The 20,132-nt window shown below is 58.8% G+C and carries 18 protein-coding genes and 1 CRISPR repeat array; of the genes, 10 read left to right on the top strand and 8 right to left on the bottom strand.

From position 1 onward, the window contains the following. Positions 1 to 59: 59 nt before the first annotated feature. Positions 60 to 1,568, bottom strand: coding sequence for an alpha-N-arabinofuranosidase (locus FNU79_RS02705; RefSeq protein WP_225429838.1), 1,509 nt, complete (start codon positions 1,566 to 1,568; stop codon positions 60 to 62). Positions 1,569 to 1,945: 377 nt separating this feature from the next. Between FNU79_RS02705 and FNU79_RS02700 the strand changes: the two genes are divergently transcribed. Then, the gene (locus tag FNU79_RS02700) at positions 1,946 to 3,013 is read left to right on the top strand and encodes an aldose epimerase family protein (RefSeq protein ID WP_143719373.1); all 1,068 of its coding nucleotides are present in this window, start codon (positions 1,946 to 1,948) and stop codon (positions 3,011 to 3,013) included. Positions 3,014 to 3,069: 56 nt separating this feature from the next. Here FNU79_RS02700 and FNU79_RS02695 read toward each other — a convergent pair whose 3' ends face one another. The 3 genes from FNU79_RS02695 to FNU79_RS02685 all read right to left on the bottom strand — a co-directional run bounded on the left by FNU79_RS02695 (position 3,070) and on the right by FNU79_RS02685 (position 7,166). Continuing rightward, the gene (locus FNU79_RS02695; protein WP_143719372.1) at positions 3,070 to 4,479 is read right to left on the bottom strand and encodes a sugar ABC transporter permease; all 1,410 of its coding nucleotides are present in this window, start codon (positions 4,477 to 4,479) and stop codon (positions 3,070 to 3,072) included. After that, positions 4,476 to 5,837, bottom strand: coding sequence for an ABC transporter permease subunit (locus FNU79_RS02690; protein ID WP_143719604.1), 1,362 nt, complete (start codon positions 5,835 to 5,837; stop codon positions 4,476 to 4,478). Before FNU79_RS02690 ends, FNU79_RS02695 begins: the two co-directional genes overlap by 4 nt. A gap of 312 nt (positions 5,838 to 6,149) precedes the next feature. Further along, complete coding sequence (locus tag FNU79_RS02685; RefSeq protein WP_143719371.1) at positions 6,150 to 7,166, bottom strand: LacI family DNA-binding transcriptional regulator; 1,017 nt, start codon at positions 7,164 to 7,166, stop codon at positions 6,150 to 6,152. Positions 7,167 to 7,379: 213 nt separating this feature from the next. Here FNU79_RS02685 and FNU79_RS02680 point away from each other — a divergent pair, with 213 nt between their 5' ends. Further along, positions 7,380 to 7,988 (top strand): TetR/AcrR family transcriptional regulator, encoded by a 609-nt coding sequence (locus tag FNU79_RS02680; protein ID WP_225429837.1) that lies wholly within the window; start codon positions 7,380 to 7,382, stop codon positions 7,986 to 7,988. Positions 7,989 to 8,000: 12 nt separating this feature from the next. On the opposite strand, the gene FNU79_RS02675 is transcribed toward FNU79_RS02680, so the two are convergent. After that, complete coding sequence (locus FNU79_RS02675; RefSeq protein WP_143719369.1) at positions 8,001 to 8,549, bottom strand: MarR family winged helix-turn-helix transcriptional regulator; 549 nt, start codon at positions 8,547 to 8,549, stop codon at positions 8,001 to 8,003. A 278-nt stretch (positions 8,550 to 8,827) separates the two neighbouring features. On the opposite strand from FNU79_RS02675, the gene uraD reads away from it, so the two are divergent. From uraD to uraH, 3 genes are read left to right on the top strand one after another with little or no spacing between them, the layout of a single operon-like run. Next, positions 8,828 to 9,361 (top strand): 2-oxo-4-hydroxy-4-carboxy-5-ureidoimidazoline decarboxylase, encoded by a 534-nt coding sequence (gene uraD, locus FNU79_RS02670; protein ID WP_225429836.1) that lies wholly within the window; start codon positions 8,828 to 8,830, stop codon positions 9,359 to 9,361. Between the two features lie 55 nt (positions 9,362 to 9,416). After that, on the top strand, positions 9,417 to 10,298 hold the full coding sequence (gene pucL, locus FNU79_RS02665) for a factor-independent urate hydroxylase (protein ID WP_143719368.1): 882 nt from the start codon (positions 9,417 to 9,419) through the stop codon (positions 10,296 to 10,298). After that, entirely contained in the window at positions 10,298 to 10,657 is a 360-nt protein-coding gene (uraH, locus tag FNU79_RS02660; protein ID WP_143719367.1) for a hydroxyisourate hydrolase, read from the top strand. Before pucL ends, uraH begins: the two co-directional genes overlap by 1 nt. A gap of 139 nt (positions 10,658 to 10,796) precedes the next feature. After that, a CRISPR array of direct repeats spans positions 10,797 to 11,115; the repeat unit is 24 nt; unit sequence CGCCCGTGACATTCGGTGGGTTTG. A 1-nt stretch (position 11,116) separates the two neighbouring features. Here the strand turns inward: uraH and FNU79_RS19615 are convergent. Further along, positions 11,117 to 11,248 carry a hypothetical protein gene (locus FNU79_RS19615; RefSeq protein ID WP_263862359.1) on the bottom strand — a complete coding sequence of 44 codons (132 nt, stop codon included), beginning with the start codon at positions 11,246 to 11,248 and terminating at the stop codon, positions 11,117 to 11,119. Positions 11,249 to 11,345: 97 nt separating this feature from the next. Here FNU79_RS19615 and FNU79_RS02655 point away from each other — a divergent pair, with 97 nt between their 5' ends. From FNU79_RS02655 to FNU79_RS02645, 3 genes are all read left to right on the top strand, one after another. Beyond that, on the top strand, positions 11,346 to 12,758 hold the full coding sequence (locus FNU79_RS02655) for a replication initiator protein A (protein WP_143719366.1): 1,413 nt from the start codon (positions 11,346 to 11,348) through the stop codon (positions 12,756 to 12,758). Between the two features lie 84 nt (positions 12,759 to 12,842). Further along, positions 12,843 to 14,189: an aminotransferase class III-fold pyridoxal phosphate-dependent enzyme gene (locus FNU79_RS02650; RefSeq protein ID WP_143719365.1), complete on the top strand. Its 1,347-nt coding sequence runs from the start codon at positions 12,843 to 12,845 to the stop codon at positions 14,187 to 14,189. Positions 14,190 to 14,234: 45 nt separating this feature from the next. Further along, positions 14,235 to 15,752, top strand: coding sequence for a CoA-acylating methylmalonate-semialdehyde dehydrogenase (locus FNU79_RS02645; RefSeq protein ID WP_143719364.1), 1,518 nt, complete (start codon positions 14,235 to 14,237; stop codon positions 15,750 to 15,752). A 26-nt stretch (positions 15,753 to 15,778) separates the two neighbouring features. Here FNU79_RS02645 and FNU79_RS02640 read toward each other — a convergent pair whose 3' ends face one another. Beyond that, positions 15,779 to 16,678 carry a phosphotransferase family protein gene (locus FNU79_RS02640; RefSeq protein ID WP_143719363.1) on the bottom strand — a complete coding sequence of 300 codons (900 nt, stop codon included), beginning with the start codon at positions 16,676 to 16,678 and terminating at the stop codon, positions 15,779 to 15,781. Positions 16,679 to 16,801: 123 nt separating this feature from the next. Between FNU79_RS02640 and wrbA the strand changes: the two genes are divergently transcribed. Then, positions 16,802 to 17,398 (top strand): NAD(P)H:quinone oxidoreductase, encoded by a 597-nt coding sequence (wrbA, locus tag FNU79_RS02635; protein WP_143719362.1) that lies wholly within the window; start codon positions 16,802 to 16,804, stop codon positions 17,396 to 17,398. Beyond that, positions 17,395 to 17,685 (top strand): GNAT family N-acetyltransferase, encoded by a 291-nt coding sequence (locus tag FNU79_RS02630; RefSeq protein ID WP_143719361.1) that lies wholly within the window; start codon positions 17,395 to 17,397, stop codon positions 17,683 to 17,685. The genes wrbA and FNU79_RS02630 overlap by 4 nt, the downstream gene beginning before the upstream one ends. Before the next feature lie 58 nt (positions 17,686 to 17,743). Here the strand turns inward: FNU79_RS02630 and FNU79_RS02625 are convergent, their stop codons facing one another. Beyond that, positions 17,744 to 20,128: a glutamine--tRNA ligase/YqeY domain fusion protein gene (locus FNU79_RS02625; RefSeq protein WP_143719360.1), complete on the bottom strand. Its 2,385-nt coding sequence runs from the start codon at positions 20,126 to 20,128 to the stop codon at positions 17,744 to 17,746. Positions 20,129 to 20,132 lie beyond the last annotated feature (4 nt).

The raw sequence follows: 20,132 nt of genomic DNA, 5'->3' as shown, positions 1-20,132 counted from the left end.
GTCAGTGTAGCGCTTGGGTCTGGAAAGTTTCGGTCAGGGCGCGACTTCCCGCCGCCGCCTCAAGCGGGCGCGTGACGCGAAAGCAGCACCGTGAATGATAGCGGCGGCAAGCTCAGTGTGGTTTGTGGGCCGTCCAGCGCGGGCAATTCGATTTCGTGGGCTGTCACTTCGTCAGGCTGCTCGAAGCTGTTGTGCGCTTTGGGATCGTGTCCGCTCATCTGCCAGCCTTGCGTGAAGCCCTCAGGAGCCACATCTTCCCATTTGAGCGTCACGTCGAGGCTCTGGGTCTGCGAGCGGTTGACCAAAAACAGCGCTCCTCGACCCGTTTCGGTATCGAAGCTGGCCGAAGCGTCGAGTTGCGCCGCGCCGCCGTACATTTTGGTGTCGTGAACAGGAGCCTGCACCAGCAAGTCGAGCGAGTGACCCGCCGCGTGATTGCTAAACAGCATCAGCGGATAGAAAGTGGTTTGTTTGAACAGCGCGTCTTTTTTGGTCATGATCGGCGCGATCACATTGACAATTTGGGCGATACAGGCGATTTTAATGATGTCGGCCTTGCGCAAGAAAGTACTGAGCCACTGCGCCACCACCAAAGCGTCTTCCAAGTTGAACACTTCTTCGATCAGGTGCGGCGCTTCTTGCCAGTTGCCGTTATCGCCCTCGGTCTTGTACCAAACATTCCACTCGTCCCAGGAAAGATAAACGTCGTGTTTGGAACGGTTCTTGGCTTTGGCGAGGCGAATGGCCGCCGCAATGGTGTTGGCGTGGTCTTCAAAGTGCAGGCTGCTGGCCAGAAACGAATCGGTGTCATCTGTGCGGTTGCCCGCATAAGCATGCATCGAAAAATAGTCGATCTCATCGCCCATCCGCTCCAGCACGGTTCTGTCCCACTCGGGATAAGTCGCCATATCGGTGTTGGATGAGCCGCAAGCGACCAATTTGATCTCGGGATCCATCAACTTCATCAGCTTGGCCGCTTCCCGGGCTTTATCGGCGTAGGCCACCGCGTCCATATGGCCGAGCTGCCAAGGGCCGTCCATCTCGTTGCCGAGGCAGAAATACTGGACGCCGTACGGTTTCTTTTGGCCGTTCTCGGCACGTAGGTCGCTGAAGCTCGTTCCTACCGGTAAATTCAGGTATTCCACCAGATCGGCGGCGTCCTGAATGGTGCCGGTGCCGAGGTTGACCGCCCACATCGGCAGCGCACCGAGTTCCTGTGCAAATTCCATGAATTCGTGCAGGCCAAACTGGTTGGTTTCCACCGAGCGCCAGGCCAAGTCGCGGCGGCGCGGCCTTTTGGAACGCGGCCCGGTGCCGTCTTGCCAGCGGTGGCCCGAAACAAAATTGCCACCCGGATAGCGCAAAATCCGGTAATTGATGTCCTTGAGCGCCCTCAAAACGTCGCTCCGAAAGCCGCGTTTATCGGCCAGCGGCGAGGCCGGGTCATAAATGCCCTCGTAGATGCAGCGGCCCATGTGTTCGGCGAGGCCCCCGAAAATCAGCGGAGAAATCTCGCCAATGCGGCGCTCAGTATTGAGAAAAACGGTGGCGGTGGCACGGTTGGTCAAAGCAATTCCTTTGGTTTTGAGTTCGAGTGAAATTTGGTGAGCGGTTTGGGGCTTTGCCCGACGAAACTGAGGGAAGAGGGGCCAGAGGCCTCTGAGCCAATCGTCAGGCATTGTAGGCACATTCAATTCAAACTCTGTACGAACGTTTGCTGACTTGTTTCTCTCTTCCCCGAATCCTCCTGCGCCTCCCCTCCCTAGCCGATCTGAGCGGTGCTTTCTACTGGGCCGCCGACGCCTCAAGCCGCTTTCTTGAAGCCGCTCCGCTGCGGGTAGTTGCTCCTGTCTCTCAAAGGCACGCTCAATGGCTTCTCCGGCCCCGCCCAATACTTGCGGCGTGCAGCGGCCCTCTCAGCGGCGGTAATAGTGGAGAATAAACCGTGACCAGCCAAAAGACTCAGCCGCCAGCTTGGCAACAAACCGCTTGGGGCCAGCTTCCCAGCGCTCAGCCCGTTTCCCTCTACAGCCTGCAAAACGAGTTCATGCAGGTGTGGATCAGCAATTACGGCGGACGCTTGGTGAGGGTGCGAATTCCTGACCGACAAGGCCATTGGGGCGACGTGGTCTTGGGCCATGAGGAGTTAGGGCCATACCTCAACCACCCGCAGGTCACCTACTACGGAGCGCTGATCGGGCGCTTCGCCAACCGCATCAAGGCCGGGAAATTTGAGTTGGACACTCAGCTCTACCAAATCGCCACCAACGACGACCCTAACGCCCTGCACGGCGGCCCCAACGGATTCCATACCCAAGTCTGGACAGCTGAGATCAGCGGCAACCGCTTGAAGTTGAGCCATGTCAGTCCGGACGGCGCGGAAGGCTTTCCCGGCCAGCTCAGGGTCAGCGCGACTTATACCCTCAGCGGCCACACCCTGCGCTTGGAGTGGCGTGCCGAGACGGACAAAGCCACCGTCCTCAACCTGACCCACCACCCGTTTTGGAGCTTGACCGGCGGCGCAGACGACGTGCTCGACCACGAACTGAGTGTCAACGCCGATCAGTTCACGCCCGTGAGTGCCGACGCCATTCCGACGGGCGAGCTGGTGAGCGTAACCGGCACGCCGTTTGACTTCCGTACTCCGCGCCGAATCGGTGAGCGGATTGAGCAGCCCGACCCTCAGCTTGAGTTCGTGGGCGGCTACGATCACAATTTCGTGCTGAACGGAGAAGCTGGAAGTTTGCGACATGCAGCTACATTGCACGACCCAAGCAGCGGCAGAAGACTAGAGGTGCGAACCACCGAACCCGGCCTGCAAGTCTATTCCGGCAACTTCACCGACGGCTCGTTCGTGGGCTTTGGCAACCAGCCTTACGGGAAGCGCTCCTCGGTTTGTTTGGAGCCCCAGCATTTTCCCGATTCGCCCAACCAACCGAGCTTTCCGAGTACGGTGCAGCGGCCCGGCGAGGTGTTCGAGTCGGTCACGGAGTACCAGTTCTCGGCAGAATAAAGCCAAAAAAAGTGGAGCGTGAACAACCACCACGCTCCACTTCACAAAACCCGTTGTTATTCCTTGACGCCCCCCGCCGTCGTGCCGCCCACGAAGTAGCCTTGAAAGCCGTAAAACAGCGCCACGATCGGCAACGAACCCAGCGTCGCAGCGGCGGCGAAGATACCCCATTTGGTATTGAACTGCCCCGAAGTAAAATTCTTGAGCAGCAGGCCAATCGTCCACTGCTCCACGCCGGTCAGCAGCACGTTGGCCAAGATGAACTCGGCGTACGTGCCGATAAATTGATTGAGAAAAATAAACACCAGCATCGATCCCGACAGCGGCAGCACCACCCGCGTAAACGCCCCCCAGCGGGTCGCGCCGTCCACCATGGCGGCTTCTTCCAGGCTCTCGGGCAGCGACTCCACGTAGCCTTTGTAAATCCAGGTGTTGAAGGCGATTGCGCCGCCGGAGTAAGCCAGAATCAGGCCGGTGAACGAGTTGAGCAGGCCCAGGCCGTACATCAGAGCGTAAACCGCCACCAGGCCGAGGAACACCGGAAACATCTGCACGAAAATAAAGAACAGCAGCGTCTGGAAGCGGCCTGGAAAGCGCAGCCGGGCCATGGCGTATCCGGCGGTGGTGGACAGCAAAATCGCCAGCGCCCCGGTGACGCCCGACACCAGCAAGGTGTTTCTAACCGACAGCAAGAACTTAGACTCGGTGCCTGCGCCGGTAAACTGGGCTGGCCCGATAAACAGCACCAAGACAATCAGCGAAACCACCAAAATCCGCGCCGCCCAGCTTTGGGTCGGCGTGGTGCCGCTTTCGCTCAGGCCGCGAATGCGCCGCACCACCGCTGTGAAAATCAGCACCGCGATGGCCGCGCCCGCCAAAGCCGCCAGCACCAGTTCCCACGCCGGAATCTGCACACCGTCAAAGAGTTTGGCGAAGTTTTCGGTATTGAGGCCCTTGAAGCTCGGCAAAATACCGGACTTGCCCAGCACCGTCGGCGCATCGAAATTGGGAAAGGCGTAGAGGCTGTTTTTGGGATCGAACGCCGCCAGCACCACATAAAACAGCGGGTAAATGGCGATCAGCACCACCAGCATCAGGAACAAATGGGTGAGTTGCACACCCAGTACGTCGCCGTATTTGATCTTTCTCCCCGTGCGCTGAATGCCGATGCGCTGCCCGATGAAACTGGTCAGCGCCAGCACGCCGGAGGCCACCACCAAAAAGCCGAGAAAATACAGCCAGCCGTTGCCGATTTTGTAGATGGTGAAGCTGGCTGGACGGCCCGCCATATCTTTGGCCAAGTAGTAGCCCAGCGCGATGAAGGCGGCCACGATCACGGCCAGCAAGACCCAAGGCGCGGCGCGGCGCAGGGGGCCGGGTTCGCGGTGAACATAGACAAACGCAGTGTCGTGTCCGTCGATGTCGTGGGTGGGCTGTTCTTTGTTGGGCTGGGGAGCGGCGGTCATTTGCGGGCCTCCTCGAATACGCCAGCGGCTTTGAAGTTGATGAGGCTAATCCCCAGTGTCAAAACAAAGATAATCAGGGCGATGGCGCTGGCCAGCGAGTAATTTTGCCCGCCGCTGGCACCGAAGGCGGTGTTGTAGCCCCATGACAGCAAGATGTCGGTGGCCCCCGCCGTACTCGTTCGCCCCGCGACAGGCGGCCCGCCTTGGGTGAGCAGATAAATAATCCCGAAATTGTTGAAGTTGAAGGCGAAGCCCGAGAGCAAAATCGGCGTGAAGCTGTTTCTCAGGAGCGGCAACGTGATGCCGGTGATCTGTTGCCAGCGGCTTGCCCCGTCGATGCTGGCGGCTTCGTAGAGGTCATCGCTGATGGTCGCCAGAGCGCTGATGGTGGCCGTCATCATGTAGGGAAAGCCCAGCCACAAATTGACCACCAGCACCGAGACTTTGGCCCACAGCGGGTCGCCCAGCCAAGGCACGGCGGCAAAGCCCAGCAGCCCCAGCGCTTTATTGACCACCCCGAACTGCTGATTGAACAGCGCCACCCACATCTGCACGGTAATCACGGCGGGAATCGCCCACGGCAAAAACAGCAGCGTGCGGTAGAAGTTGCGTCCCTTCAGGCGCGGGTTGTACAGCAAAATCCCCAAGATCAGGCCCGCCACCGCGTTGATAATGACGGTCAGGAAAGCAAAGGTGATGGTCCAGATAAACACCGGAACGAGTTCGACGCTGGCCCGCGCAAAGATCTGGCGGAAGTTCTCCAGGCCCACGTTGCGAATCCGGTTGAGGCGGGTGGCGTCGGTGACGATAAAGCTGGGAGCCACCGAACTGAGCAGCGTCACGCTGGTCGGGCCAGCACCGGGAGGGCTGATGCTGGCAATTTTGTAATACACCGGCACTGAGCCTTCCTCGTCGTACAGCACGATGCTTTCACCGGTGCAAGTCGGTTCGGTGCACTGCAAAAAGGTCGGCAGATTGACTTTTCCCGCAGGCAGAGCGCCGGAAAAGGTGATGGTTTTGCGGTCGGTGGAGAGCGTCACCGGCGTTTTGAGAGCCGTGTCACCCGCGCCGCTGTTGACGCCGCTTTTATTGGTAAAGGCGTAGTTGACCGTCAGTACGATGGGCACAGCGGTGAAGGCCAGCAAAAACACCAGCGCCGGAACGATGTAGTACCAGCTTTGCATCCACCGAAACATCCGCAGTGCGCCCAGCATCAGTGCGATCAAGAGCGGCACGAACAGCACCAAGATCAGGTACGGCGGCGCTTTGGGCCAAATGCCCGCCACCGCGCCGGACAGCAGCCACGCTCCTAGCGCCGCGCCGCCCATCACCACCGTCAGGATGCCAATGGCGATCATCACCCCCCGGACGCCCTCAGGCGGCACGGCGCTGCGGCTGCGCGAAATAATCGCGGCGTCGGATTCTCTGGGCCTAGAAACAGTCATTTTATCTTCTCCTCTGGCCTGAACGCAGGCGTGAAACGGTCGATTTTTGGTGGAGTTGGGCTTTTTCTTGAGTAATGTTGATTTTGTTGTGCTTGTACTCGATTAAACTGCGGATTCTTGGTTTACTGAAGTAGATTTATCTGAATGAATGCCCCCGTACTTTTAATCCGCTCTACTTTGCCAGCATTTTTGGAGGCGCACGGGCTGAGGTAAGCTGCGCTGTCATCAGCGGCTCCCCAGTACGAGGCTGGCTGCGGTGCTGGCCCGCTCCTGCAAACTGGGCGCAAAGACCCGCTGCGTGAGGGTACTCAGCCCGCCACCAAGCGCGGCCAGCAGGGTTTCGGCAGCGGCCCCACCCATCTGACTGACCGGCTGAGCAACGCTGCTCATTCCGGCCTGCGCGGCTTCCAAGCTGCCGTCAAAACCCAGCAACAAATAATCGCGCCCGGCCTGCCAGCCCGCTTCCAAAAGCTGCCGAGACGCGCCCAGCGCCAGATCGTCACTGAGGGCCAGCAGAAAAAACGGCGGCCTGATCCCGCTGGCGATCAATTGCTGGGCCGCCTCACGCCCGTAGTTCGGTGAGGTGTGGGCGTGCAGCGTCTGAATGGGAGTGACGCCCCGGCGGCTTAGCGTTTCCAAGACGCCGCCGCGCCGCTCCAAAAAGGCAGGAGAGGGCCAGTCTCCCGGCCCCTCGGCCACGTCCAGCAGCACCAGCGGTAAGCGGCGGCTCAGCGCCAGCTCGGCGGCCATCCGTCCCGCCGCCGGATTGTCAAAGGAAATGCTGTGGTGATGCGGGTGGTGGGCGTCGAGCAGCACGACTGGTTTGTTGAAAGGAAGCCGCCCCGCGTACAACTGATCAGGACTCTGCGAAACGATCAAGAGGGCGTCGGCGTGGTAGAGCAGCGCCCCCGATTCCCGAAAGCGCCGAAAACGCCGCTCGCCCAACAGCGGAAACAGTGCCAAGTCGTAGTCGTGTACTTCCAGGCCCGCCTGCACCGCACTCAGCAAAGTCTCATAAAAGGCCGTGCCGGTCATCGGCAACAGCACCGAGATGGCTCCAGTCTGACCACTTCTTAAGCTGCGGGCGCTGAGATTGGGCGTGTAGCCCAGTTCTTCCACGGCGGCCAGCACCCGCGCTTTGGCACTTTCGGAAATATGAGGGTGGTTGTTCAGCACCCGTGAAACGGTACTCGCGCCCACTCCAGCGCTGCGGGCCACATCCAAAACGCTGGGTTTGGTCATCCGTTTTCCCCCATTTGGGTTGGGTCTGGTAACGTTGCCAGAACGCCTTGCCTCTCGTGTAAATTCTTGACGGAATACCCGAAAACCGCTGCCATGTCGGTAATCCGCTTTCAGTCTCCTGTTTGGTAACGTTGCCAGTTGATTTTATTTTCATTAGATTTGTGATGAAAGTCAAGCACTCCGCCGCTGTCGACTGCCTGCTAGCATGTGCGGGTGCCTGATGAACGTGCGCCCTCCGAACGGCGCGAGCAAATTTACCAAGCGGCGGCGCACCTTTTTTCGGACGTGGGCTACCGCGCCACCTCGATGCGCGACATTGCCAGCGCCCTGAACATCAAAGCGGGCAGCTTATACGCCCATATCAGCAGCAAGGAAGAGCTGCTGTGGGAAATCGTGACCCGCATGGCCGACGAGTTTGACGAAGCGCTCCAGCCTGCCGTGAGCCGCCGAGGATCAGCCGCCGACAAACTGACTTTGGCGCTCGAAGCTTACGTGGTTGTCGTCACGCGCAATCTGGGCTTTGCCAAAGTGCTGTTTACTGAGTGGCGGCACCTGCCCCCCGAGCGCCAAACGCTCATCACCGTGCGGCGCGACAAAGTAGAGCGTTTGTTCCGCGAAATTCTGATCGAAGGAGTGGCGGCGGGCGAATTCGTGCCGGGACTCGACGTGCGCTTAACGGCGGTGCTGGCTTTGTCGGGAGCCAACTGGCTGCCCAACTGGTACAAAGTCGGCGGCCCGCTCAGCCCCCAAGACGTGGCCGATCAGTTCGTGGCGCTGCTGCTCGGCGGCATTCGGCGCTCAGAGCACCGTCCAGAGCGCTGATTTGAGCGGGTTTTACTCCTGAGCGGTTTGGCGCTCCAAATGGCTGACCAATTTGAGGGCTAGGCGCTCCAAGGTGCGCTGCTCTTCTTGGCTGAGGACGCTCAGCACCTGCGTTTCATTCTCGACATGCGGCGTCAGTAGCTTCTCGGTCAGCGCCCGGCCTGTGGGCGTCAACCGAATCTGGGCCGAGCGGCGGTCTTGCGCACTCACCACCCGCTCCACCAACTTTTTGTCGAGCAGCCGCGCCACCCTATTGGTGATCGAAGCCCCCGAAATGGCGCTGAGTTGGCTGAGCTCACTGGGCGTCAGGCCTTCTGGCGGTGCCGAGCGCAGCAAAGTCAGCAGCAGATCCCAGTTGGAAGCGTTGATGTCCGATTCGAAATACGTCTGCTCGATGCGGCGCGATAGCGCACTGTGCAGGCGGTCAAGCAGCAGCACCGTCAGCATCGGTTGAGGGTCGAGTTCGGGGCGAAGCTGCGCCCAATCTTCCCGAATCCTCTCAAGGAGCCGGGCGGTGGTAGGCAGATCGCTGCTAGGCGCTGGGGCAGTGGTTGATGTCATGCGGGGACTCACTTCGGCAGTGAGCTTAACACAGTCTTTTGTCATCGGGTAAAAATCTGTCGCTCCTCATTTCTGCGCCCTCTTGTTTCCCAGCGCGGCCCTCTGGTCGTGAGTGGTGGCCGAAGGGTAGGCATAACGCAAGAAGGCAGAGCAGCAGACGGCTTGACAAGAGCCGAGCCCTTACTTAAGATGAGCATACCAAAATACTTAGGCGTCTAAGTAGTTTTTTACTACCTGACTCACCCGCCGTTTCTCACTCAAGCCTTTGGAGGTTTCTGTTGATCCAGATCACCCACTCGCCCACCGCGCTCAGTTTGGCTGAGATCAATGCCATGACGCCCCAGGCCTTCGCCGATTATTTTGGCGGCGTGCTGGAGAACTCGCCTCAGTACGCTGCAGCAGCGGCCAAAGCACGGCCTTTCGGAGGTGCTGAGGACATCGCGCAGGCTTTCAGCGCCGCCGTGACAGCCGACGCTTCAGCCGCGCAGCTCTCGCTGATTCGTGCCCACCCCGATCTGGCCGGTAAAGCAGCACTAGCCGGAGAGATCACTCCCGAAAGCGCCAGCGAGCAAGCCTCAGCGGGCCTAGGCAACCTCAGCGCCGACGAATTTGCTGAGTTTCAGCGCCTTAATGAAGCGTATCACCAGAAGTTCGGCTTGCCTTACGTGGTGTGCGTGCGCGAAAACACCAAAGCCAGCATTTTTGAGGGCGCCCGAAGCCGTCTGAGCAACACCCCTGATCAAGAACGGGCCGCCGCCCTGTTTGAAATCAGCCGAATCGCCCGCCTGCGGATTTTAGACCTCGTCCGCTAACCACTAGATTCGTCAATCAGCGGCTTCCACATTCATCCCAATTAGGAGAATCAACATGACCCAGACCATCCCCAACAGCACCACCGAAACCAAAGTCAAGGTCAAAATGGGCGACAACCACTACGGCAAAGCCGACGTGCGCCTCTTTAAAGTCTTCCGCGACCAGCCCAAGCACGAAATCAAAGACGTCTGGGTACGTGTTGCCATGCGCGGCGATTTTGACCCGGCCCACGTGGGAGGCGACAATACCGATTTGCTGGCCACCGACACCGTCCGCAACACCATTTACGGCCTGGCAGTAGACGGCCTGACCAGCAGCGTCGAGGAGTACGGCAAGCACCTGATTCGGCACTTCGTCGAGCAAGGCCCCAAGGTGACCAGCGCCACCGCTTACTTCACCGAACATCTCTGGGACCGGATGCAGTCCAACGGCGAGGCCCACGACCACGCTTTCGTTCGCCAAATGCCCAAGCACACCGCAGTCGTAGAAGGCGACGGCAAAACGTTTACCGTCACCAGCGGCATCGACGAGCTGTACATCCTCAAGACCACTCAGAGCGGCTGGGAAGGCTACCTCAAAGAGCCATTCACCACCCTGCCCGAAACCAATGACCGCATTCTGGCCACCGTGGTCACGGCCAAGTGGGAATATCAAGTCGACGAGTGCGACTATGACGACGTATGGCAGCGCGTCTACACCTCGCTGATGGACACCTTCACCGATCACTACTCGGCCAGTATGCAGGCCACCCTCTACAAAATCGGTGAAACGGTGTTGACCCGCTGCCCCGAAATCAGCCGGATTCACTTCGCTTTTCCCAACCGCCACCACATCCAGTACAACACCGAGCGCCACGGCGTCACCAACCCCAAGAGCGTCTTTCACGCCGACGCCGACCCTTACGGCCAAATCGAGGGCTGGGTGGAGCGGGCTTAATGGCAGGCCAAGCCGGACTCAGCACCCACGTCTTAGACACGGCAAGGGGCTGCCCAGCAGCGGGCGTACAGATCGAATTGGTGCGGGTGGATGGACAAAACCGTACGTCCCTCAAAACCGCCACCACCAATGCCGACGGACGCACCGACCAGCCACTGATTGAACGTGGAGCGTTGGAGAAAGGAACCTATGAGCTGACTTTTCACGTCGCGGAGTACTTCAGCACGTTCGGAGCCACCGCACAGCCTCCCTTCCTAGATATCGTGACGTTGCGTTTCACGGTGGGAGATACAGAGGCCCACTACCACATTCCACTGCTCGTTTCGCCTTGGTCTTACAGCACTTATAGAGGGAGCTAAATCAATACTTAGCTTAGTTAAGAAAACCATAAGACTAAAATCTAGACAAATTCCGCCCAACTTCCTATCAAGTTGGGCGATTTTTCGTCTCATCTTTGCTCTTGAATAGGGCTCCAGTTTTCTGCTGTTCCAAAAAATTCGCCCGTGACATTCGGTGGGTTTGGAATAATTTCGCCCGTGACATTCGGTGGGTTTGCCGAAATTCGCCCGTGACATTCGGTGGGTTTAGGTGATCAAATTCCTAAATTCGCCCGTGACATTCGGTGGGTTTGAGGATAATCGGCTACAACGGGATTTAATTCCGCCCGTGACATTCGGTGGGTTTGGGTGAAATTCGCCCGTGACATTCGGTGGGTTTGATTTTCTATTCGCCCGTGACATTCGGTGGGTTTGCCAAAATTCGCCCGTGACATTCGGTGGGTTTGGAGCGATTTCGCCCGTGACATTCGGTGGGTTTGCTCAGAATTTGCCGTCTGAGACAGCATTTGCCAAAATTCCTTGATGATGATCTTCAATATCTTTTTCTTTTAAAGCTTTAAAAGATATTAAAAGATTTGAATCATCATCAAGGGCGGCGGTAAGTAGCGTCACATTCTTCTCTCATAAAGCGGTTTCGAAGCATTTTCGAGCGTGTTTTGCCGCTTGTGGGCGGCTCTTGACGGCTCGCCCAGATGTGTTAGTTTGGGTTATGACCGTGGTCAAAGGCGAGTTGGCCCCAATTAGCGTTTCTCAAATCAGCATTCGGTTTGATGAAATCAATTTGGCGCAGGCCTCGCTGATCAGCTTCCAAAAGCGGCTCAAGCCCGGTGAGACCACTTGGGAACACTCTTTTGAGATCGCGGGCCGGGCCATGAACGTGGAGTGTTTGGGCAACGCTTACGGCTATCCGCACGGCCCCGACAACGACCTGATGCTGGTGCTGACCAACATGTACTTGGAACAGGGTTGCCCTGTTGGAGACGGCGTTCTGATTACCCCCTACGAACTGCTTAAGGCGATGGGGCGCAACGACAGCGGCAAATCCTATCAGCAGCTTCACGACGGCCTGATGCGCCTCACCGGCACCACCTACCGCATCAGCGGCTGGATTGACCAAAGCGGCAAAGGTGTGCGGCGGGCCACATTCCGCTTCGTCGATAAGTTGGAAGACATCAATTTGACCGGCACTTCGCTCAATCCAAAGACCTTCGGCAGCGGTACCAAATTGCGCGTGACTTTGCCGCGTGACATTGCCGAGAATTTGCGGGCGCGACACCTCAAGCCGGTGGACTTGGATTTTATGCTCTCGCTGCCGTCCAATCAAGCGGGGATTATGTACCGTTTGCTGGACGCTCTGCTGTTCAGTGACGAGGAAGCTCAGCGCACTCAAGTGCTGAAAATGGCTCTGATTGATTGGGGCAAGCTGCTGCGCCTCAGCGACCTCACGCCTGACCGGATTCGGCGGGCGATTGAGCCACCACACAGCGAACTCGTTCGGCGCGAATTTTTGAAATCCGTGGAGTACTTGGGGCGCGGCTCGGCGCAGGAGATCATCTACACCTTCAACGCCCAGCGCCCTGACCATCCCTTAACGCCAGAGCAACTTTTGCTAGTCGGGCGCATCAAAGCCATGAGTGTCAGCGACAGTATGGCCAAAAAATTTGTCCGCGCTTCACCCGTGACTTTCGTGGAAGACCGGGTGAGTTTAGCCGAAGCGATTTTAGCGCAAACTCCCACCATTCGCCGCAGCCGGGGCGCTTACGCCTGGGATATCTTGGCCGATGCCGAAGAGCGCTACGCGCCCCCAGAGCAACGCAAGCCCAAGCCGGAAAAAAGTGCAGTGGGCAAAGCGAGTACAGTCAAACCATTGGTCTTGCCCGATGAAGATGAGCAAGGCACTTTACTTGAACTCTCGCCTGCTGAGCAGTGGGTCAGTGCCCGTCCGTCCCTGAAAATATTGCTCAAAGGTCAGCTCAGTGACACTGAGTTTCACAGTCTTGAGAAACTCTGTACGACCGGCAAAATCAGCGCTTCCAAGCTGTTTCGGGAAGCCAGCGCTGCTGCTGCCAAGAAGCGGCTGGCGGGCCTGGTCAAAGACTTAAAAGCGGATCTGGCGGAGTAACTGAGCCGAATGGGCTCGGCTCATCTGGCACAGCGGGAGCGTTTGTCCTAGACTGAGAACCTTCAACTCAAGGGAGGCCAACTTATGCCCGAAGCCCATCCCAACACCGACCAAGTCATCGCCGATAACCGCGAGTACACTCTCTTTTCGTGGAGCGTGCAAAACCAGACCCACCCGATTCACATGACTGGAGGAAAAGGCAGCTATTTCTTTGACGCTGACGGCAACAGTTGGCTGGATATGGCCTCGCAGCTCATCAATATCAACGTGGGCCATCAGCACCCCAAAGTCTTGCAGGCCATCAAAGACCAGGTCGACAAGATGTGTTTCGCTGGCCCCAGTTTTGCCACCGATGTGCGGGCCGAACTCGGCAAGAAGCTGAGCGAAGTCACCGGCCTCGCCAAGAGCTTTTTTACACTGGGCGGTAGTGAAGCCAACGAAAACGCCATGAAAATGGCCCGCCTCTACACCGGGCGCGACAAAATCATCACCCGTTACCGCAGCTATCACGGCGCGACGATGGGCAGTATGAGCGCTTCGGGCGACCCGCGCCGCTGGCCCGTCGAGCCGGGCATTCCGGGCATCGTGCGCGTGTTTGATCCCTACATGTACCGCCCTCCGATGGGGATGACCGCCGAGCAGTGGGAAGAGGGCAGCGTCAGTCACATTGAAGAAGTCATTCAGATGGAAGGGCCGCACACCATTGCCGCTATTTTGGTGGAAGGGATTACGGGTAGCAACGGTATCCTTATTCCACCAGACAGTTACTATCCGCGCCTGCGTGCGTTGTGCGACAAATACGGGATTGTGCTGATCACCGACGAGGTAATGAGTGGGTTTGGGCGGACTGGCAAATGGTTGGCTACTCAGCATTACGGCATTACGCCGGACATCGTGACTTGTGCCAAGGGCCTGACCAGCGGTTACATGCCTTTGGGCGCGGTCATCGTGAACCAAAAGATTGCCGATTACTTTGAAAATCACTTTTTGTCGGGGGGCTTGACATACAGCGGCCATCCGGTGAGTTTGGCGGCGGCGATTGCTAATTTGCAGGTCTACGAAGACGAAAACCTGTTTGAACACACCTTAGAACTCGGTAAGCATCTGGGCGAGCGCTTGGAAGTCATGAAAACCAAATTCGCTTGTGTAGGTGACGTTCGTTACATCGGCTTGTTTAGTGTGTTGGAACTCGTCAAAGACAAGGCGACCAAAGAGCCGCTTGCACCGTTCAACGGAACTTCGCCGGAAATGGGCAAACTGGCTTCGTATCTCAAGAGCAAGCACATTTATGCTTATACCCGCTTCAATATGATCTGGGTCTGCCCGCCGCTGGTGATCACTAAAGAAGAACTGGACGCTGGCTTAGACGCCTATGAAGAAGCGCTGGCTTTGGTGGATCAGATGATTTTGGGGCCAGTAGCAGCGGATTGAAGAGATTCGCCGCGCTCACTCAGCCCCTCGCCGTAAGGAGTCCAAATGACAACCACCACTGAACCCCCCGTTACTGTCCATACCCTGACCCATTGGCTCAGCAATGCGCCCGCTGAGGGTAAATCGGGCCGCACCGCTCCTGTCTACAATCCGGCCACCGGACAAGTTCAGGCCCATGTGCCGCTGGCCAGCAAAGCCGAACTGGACGCCGCCGTGCAAATTGCTGCCGCCGCTGCCAGAAAGTGGCGTTCCAGCTCGCTGAGTGTGCGCTCGGGCGTGATGTTTAAGTTCCGCGAACTGCTGTCAGCGAGGCGCAGCGAATTGGCCGCTATCGTGAGCCGCGAACACGGCAAAGTCCACAGCGACGCGCTGGGCGAGGTCGCACGCGGCATAGAGAACGTGGAATACGCCTGCGGCATTCCCACCTTGCTGCGCGGCGGCTACTCTGAACAGGTCAGCACCGGAGTGGACGTGTACAGCATTCAGCAGCCGCTGGGCGTGGTGGCGGGCATCACTCCATTCAACTTTCCGGCGATGGTGCCGCTGTGGATGATCGGCAACGCGCTGGCCTGCGGGAACGCTTTCATTCTCAAGCCCAGTGAAAAAGACCCGTCCGCCGCTCTCTTCTTGGCCGAACTACTGCGCGACGCGGGCCTGCCGGACGGCGTGTTCAGCGTCGTTCACGGCGATAAAGAAGCGGTGGACGCCATTTTGGAACATCCCGGCATCGCTGCGGTGAGCTTTGTGGGGTCTACGCCGATTGCCAAATATATCTACGAAACCGGCACCAAAAACGGCAAGCGGGTGCAAGCCCTCGGTGGAGCCAAAAATCACATGCTGGTGCTGCCTGACGCTGACATCGGCATGGCCGCAGACGCTGCCGTCTCTGCCGCTTACGGCTCGGCGGGCGAGCGCTGCATGGCGATCAGCGTGGTGGTGGCGGTGGGTGACGCAGGTGACAAGCTGATTGAGGCCGTCCAAGAGCGCATTCCTAAATTGAAAATTGGTGCGGGCGACGTGGAAGGCAACGAAATGGGGCCGCTGATTACCCGCGAGCACCGCGACAAGGTGGCCGGTTACATCCAGTCGGCGCAGGAGCAGGGCGCAAAAGTGGTGGTAGACGGGCGCGACATCAAATTTGACAATGAGGGCTTCTTCCTCGGCGTCTCGCTGATCGACGGTGTAAAACCGGGCATGGACGCCTACGACGACGAAATTTTTGGGCCGGTGCTGTGCGTGGTACGGGCTGAAAGTTACGCTGAGGGCCTCAAGCTGATCAACGACAACGAGTTCGGCAACGGCACCGCTATTTTCACCCGTGACGGAGGCGCGGCCCGCCAATTTCAGTTTGATGTGGAAGTCGGGATGGTGGGCGTCAATGTGCCGGTTCCCGTTCCGGTGGCGTATTACAGCTTCGGTGGTTGGAAGGCCAGCTTGTTTGGCGACACCCACATGTACGGCCCCGAAGGCGTCAAATTTTATACCCGCAGCAAGGTCATCACTTCGCGCTGGCCTGATCCGGCGGGAAGCAAAGTGGATCTGGGATTTCCCCAAACACGTTAAAGACAGCTGTGGCGAAGGCAGCCACCCTAGAAATCTAAGCTCAGCAAGAAAGCATCTAACCGCGCCCGAATCAGTTCGTCGGTCAATCCAGTCAGCCCAAAAGCAGGCCAGCCCGCGTAAACTTTCGGTGGCTCTGGCCCGTCCACCAAGTCTGCCAAGCTCAGCGCGTCCCAGTACGGTTCTTGCCGATGCCCTGTATGGCGCGCATAAGCCGCTTTAAAGGTGTCGGCGGCCTCTAAACCGTACATCTGAGCCAGATTGAGGTGGCAGTGACCCACGTCGGCTGCGGCTGGGCCGACACAAGCGTTAACCCAATCCACCACCCCGCTGACTTGCCCGCTTTGCCGCAGCACGTTGGCGGGGTGAAAATCACGGTGAATGAAACATGGTGTAAAAGTCGGGCGTGGCCCCTGTAAAAGTTCAATCGCCCCAGCCCACGCTTGCGGCGCGGTTGTCCAAGTCGGTACGGTCAGCTTGCTGAGGTCGGCATAAGGCGCATACGCCCAGCCGAAATCAGTTGGAGAAACGCGGTGAATCTCCGAGAGTGCTGCCGCGAGTTGATCCAATTCGCCCGTGAGATTCGGTGGATTGAGTTCCACTGTTCCTGCCAAATGCGACATCAACACGCTCGGCACGCCGCATTCCTTGCCGCTTTCGTCGAAGGCCAGCAGCTTTGGTGTGGGCAAGTTCATCTGGGCGGCCCGCTCTAAACTTCGCGCTTCGTGTAGGGCCAAATCTGGCTCCAATTTCAGCCAATCGGGGAGCACATCAAACTGCCTCAGCACCGCGCTCGATCTGTTGGTAAAGTCAAGGCGGTAAACGCTGGCCGAAGTGCTGCCCGCCAGCGGCTGGACGCGGCCGAGTTTGGCGTCTGGGACAACCCGCCCTAGCCAACTGAGGGTTTGCGGCGTTAAAAAACTGGGCACTCGCTCAGTTTACCAACTCGCTGGCATCCTAGAAAACGTTCTACAAACTGCTTTACTTTTCAAACCGTTTAATGTAGAGTGATCTCTGAAAGCGCTCCTTTCACGGGCGCGGGAGGAACCACTATGACCGTTAGACTCGCCATCATTTACTACAGCACCTACGGAACCAATCACCAAATGGCCAACACTGCCGCCGAAGCCGCCCGCGCTGCCGGGGCCGAAGTGCGGGTGCTGAAGGTGCCGGAAACTGCCCCGCAAGCTGCGATTGACTCCCAAGACGCTTGGAAGGCCCAGCAGGAGCGAAGCGCCGACGTGCCGGAAGCGACCCCCGCCGACATGGAGTGGGCCAACGCCTACTTGTTCTCTGCGCCCACCCGGTTCGGCGGCGCGGCCAGTCAGGTGCGGGCCTTCATCGACACGCTCGGCGGCTTGTGGGGAGAAGGCAAGCTGGCCAATAAAGGCTTCAGCGCCATGACTTCCGCACAGAACCCCAACGGCGGCCAGGAAACCACCTTGCAGACCTTGTACGTTACCGCCCAGCACTGGGGCAGCATTATCGTGGCTCCAGGCTACACTGACAAAGCCATTTTCGCGTCCGGCGGCAACCCTTACGGCGCGAGCGTCACGGCGAACGGCCAGCCGCTTTCGGAAGAAGACAAAGCCACCATCCGCCACCAAGCCAAGCGACTCGTGGAGATCAGCGCTAAACTGGCGCAATGAGTCAGCCATCAACCGAACTCCGCGACAACTCCGCCAAACATCAGTACGAAATTTTCAGCGGAGATCAGTTGATCGGGCTTGCCAAGTACCGAGTCAGCGGCAACACGGTCAACCTTTACCACACCGAAGTCGAGGACGGCCATGAGGGTGAGGGCTTGGGCAGTCAACTCGCCAAGCACGCGCTCGACGACGTAAAAGCGCAGGGCAAGCAGGTCATTCCCAGTTGCCCGTTCATCGCCGCCTACATCAAGCGCCACCCCGAATATCAGGACTTGGTGCAAGCTTAAAAGGAAAACGAAAAGAGCGCGGAACCTGATGAAGTTCCGCGCTCTTTTGCTGCTTGCTTCAGCCGTCCAATTTGGCTTTCAGCAGTGCCGCCACCGCTTTGGGTTCGGCTTGCCCGCCGCTGGCTTTCATGACTTGCCCAGTGAAAAAGCCCAGTAGCCCCGCGCGTCCGCCCCGGTATTCGGCCAGCTTGTCAGGATTGGTGCTCAGGACTCCGTCAATGATGCGTTCCAGTTCGCCGCTGTCGCTGACCACCTTGAGGCCGCGCCGCTGCACGATTTCGGTGGGCGCTTCGCCGCTTTCCAGACTCTCGGTGAGCACGTCTTTAGCAATCCGGCTGCTGATCTCGCCGCTTGCCAGCAGTTCGGCGAGCGCGGGGAGGCAGCTGACCTTGAGGGCCACCTGCCCGGCCCGCACCGCCGCTGAGAGGTCGTTGACCACCCACGCTGCCACCTGTCCGGCCTGCTGAGTGGTGGAGCCGAAATACGCCCCCAGCAGCGGATCGCGGGCCAGCACCACCGCTTCGGCCTCGCTGACGCCCAACGAGCGCAGACGGGCGACTTCGGCGCTTTGGTCGGCGCTGAGTGTGGGGGCCTCGGCTTTCTTCTGCTCAGTTTTAACGGCTCTAGTTTTGGTCGCAGGCTCGGTTTTGCCTGTCCAAGTGTCGCGCAAAGTGATGATGCGGTTAAACACCAGCGCTTCAGGGCGGCTGTCTTCCGGATCGGGCCAGAAATAGCCTTGCCGCTCAAACTGATAACGGGTGCCTGCGGGGTCGGCGGCCACGCTCCCCTCCACGTATCCCTGCACGATTTTGAGGCTTTCAGGGTTGAGGAAGCGCAAAAAATCGGTGCTGAGCGGCTGGGTCAGGTCTTCGTGGCCGGGCTGCTCGGGGTCGAAGTCCGGCAGAATGTCGTTGGGGTTGGGGCCATCGGGGTTTGGCACGCTGAACAGGCGGTCATACAACCGGAACTCGGCACTGAGGGCCGTTGCCGCGTCTACCCAGTGAATCACTCCGGCGGGTTTGACGCTGCTCTCCTCGCCAAGCAGGGTGGCCCGAATCCCCGTTACCTGTCCGGCCTCGTCTTGAATCACCTCATCGGCCCGCAAAATGCCCGCGCCGCGCAGCCGCACCGCGCCGCCGAGGATTAGGCGCTTGAAGCCTTTGGGCGGCGTAAGGGCAAAATCCCCGCGCTCGATGTAAATTTGAGTTGACAAACTCACTTCGCGCACCGCTTTGTCAGGCTCTACCCGCTGGCCACTCGGCAAAGCCACCAAGCCGTCCAAGCTGGCCTGAATGACGTCGTGCGGCCAGTAGGGAAGGCTCAGCATTTTGGCTTCCAGAGCTTGTCCCCCGGCGCTGCTGACCACGACTTCCAGCGGCTCCAGCACCGCCATCACGCGGGGAGCGTGTGGGTTGAGGTCGTCGCGTACGGCGTTTTCGTAGACGGCCAAATCCACCGTGCGGTTGGTGCGGCTCACCCCGATGGCCGAGGCGAAGGCGTTGACCGCTTCGGGCCGCACGCCGAGCCGCCGAATAGCCCGCAAGGTGGGCATCCTCGGATCGTCCCAACCGGAGACGTGGCCTTCTTGCACCAGTCTGCGCAGCTTGCGCTTGCTGACCACCGTATATTCGAGGCTGCGCCGCCCGAACTCGTACTGGTGCGGGCGCGGCTCAAACGCCAGCGTTTCCATCAGCCAATCGTAAATAGCGCGGTTGTCCACGAATTCGAGGCTGCACATGCTGTGGGTCACGCCCTCGATGGCGTCTTGCAGCGGGTGCTGAAAGTCGTACATCGGATAGATGCACCACGCCGCGCCCTGCCGGTAATGCTCGCCCCGCAGAATGCGGTAGAGCACCGGATCGCGCAGCTTCATGTTGGAACTGGAAAGGTCAATTTTGGCCCGCAGAATGTGTGCGCCATCGGCGAATTCCCCGGCCCGCATCCGGGCAAACAACTCCAGATTCTCGGCCACGCTGCGCTCCCGGTAAGCGCTGGGCGTGCCGCGCTGGGTGGCCGAACCGCGCAGGCGGGCCATTTCCTCACCGCTGACGCTGTCGACGTAGGCTTTGCCCATCTCGATGAGCTGCACGGCATAGGCGTAATAGCGCTCAAAGTTGTCGGACGCATAAAATAAATTCTCGCCCCAGTCCCAGCCCAGCCAGCGTAGATCGTCTTGAATCGCCTCGGCAAACTCCACACTCTCGCCCGCCGGATTGGTGTCGTCCAAGCGCAAGTGGTAGGTGCCTCCATATTGGAGCGCGGTTTGGAAATCCAAAAAGCAGGCGAAGGTGTGGCCGAGGTGGGCGTAGCCGTTAGGTTCCGGCGGAAAGCGGGTCACGATTTTGGGATACTTACCGCTTTTCAGATCGCGCTCGATGATCTCGGTAATGAAGTTGGGGGCCACGCGGGGAGCAGGGGGAACAAAATCAGCAGCACTCGTCATTGCT

The organism is Deinococcus detaillensis (assembly GCF_007280555.1).
Taxonomy (GTDB): Bacteria; Deinococcota; Deinococci; order Deinococcales; family Deinococcaceae; genus Deinococcus; species Deinococcus detaillensis.
The sequence above is the reverse complement of the archived record's forward strand: the minus strand, read 5'-3'. Positions and strand labels throughout refer to the sequence as shown.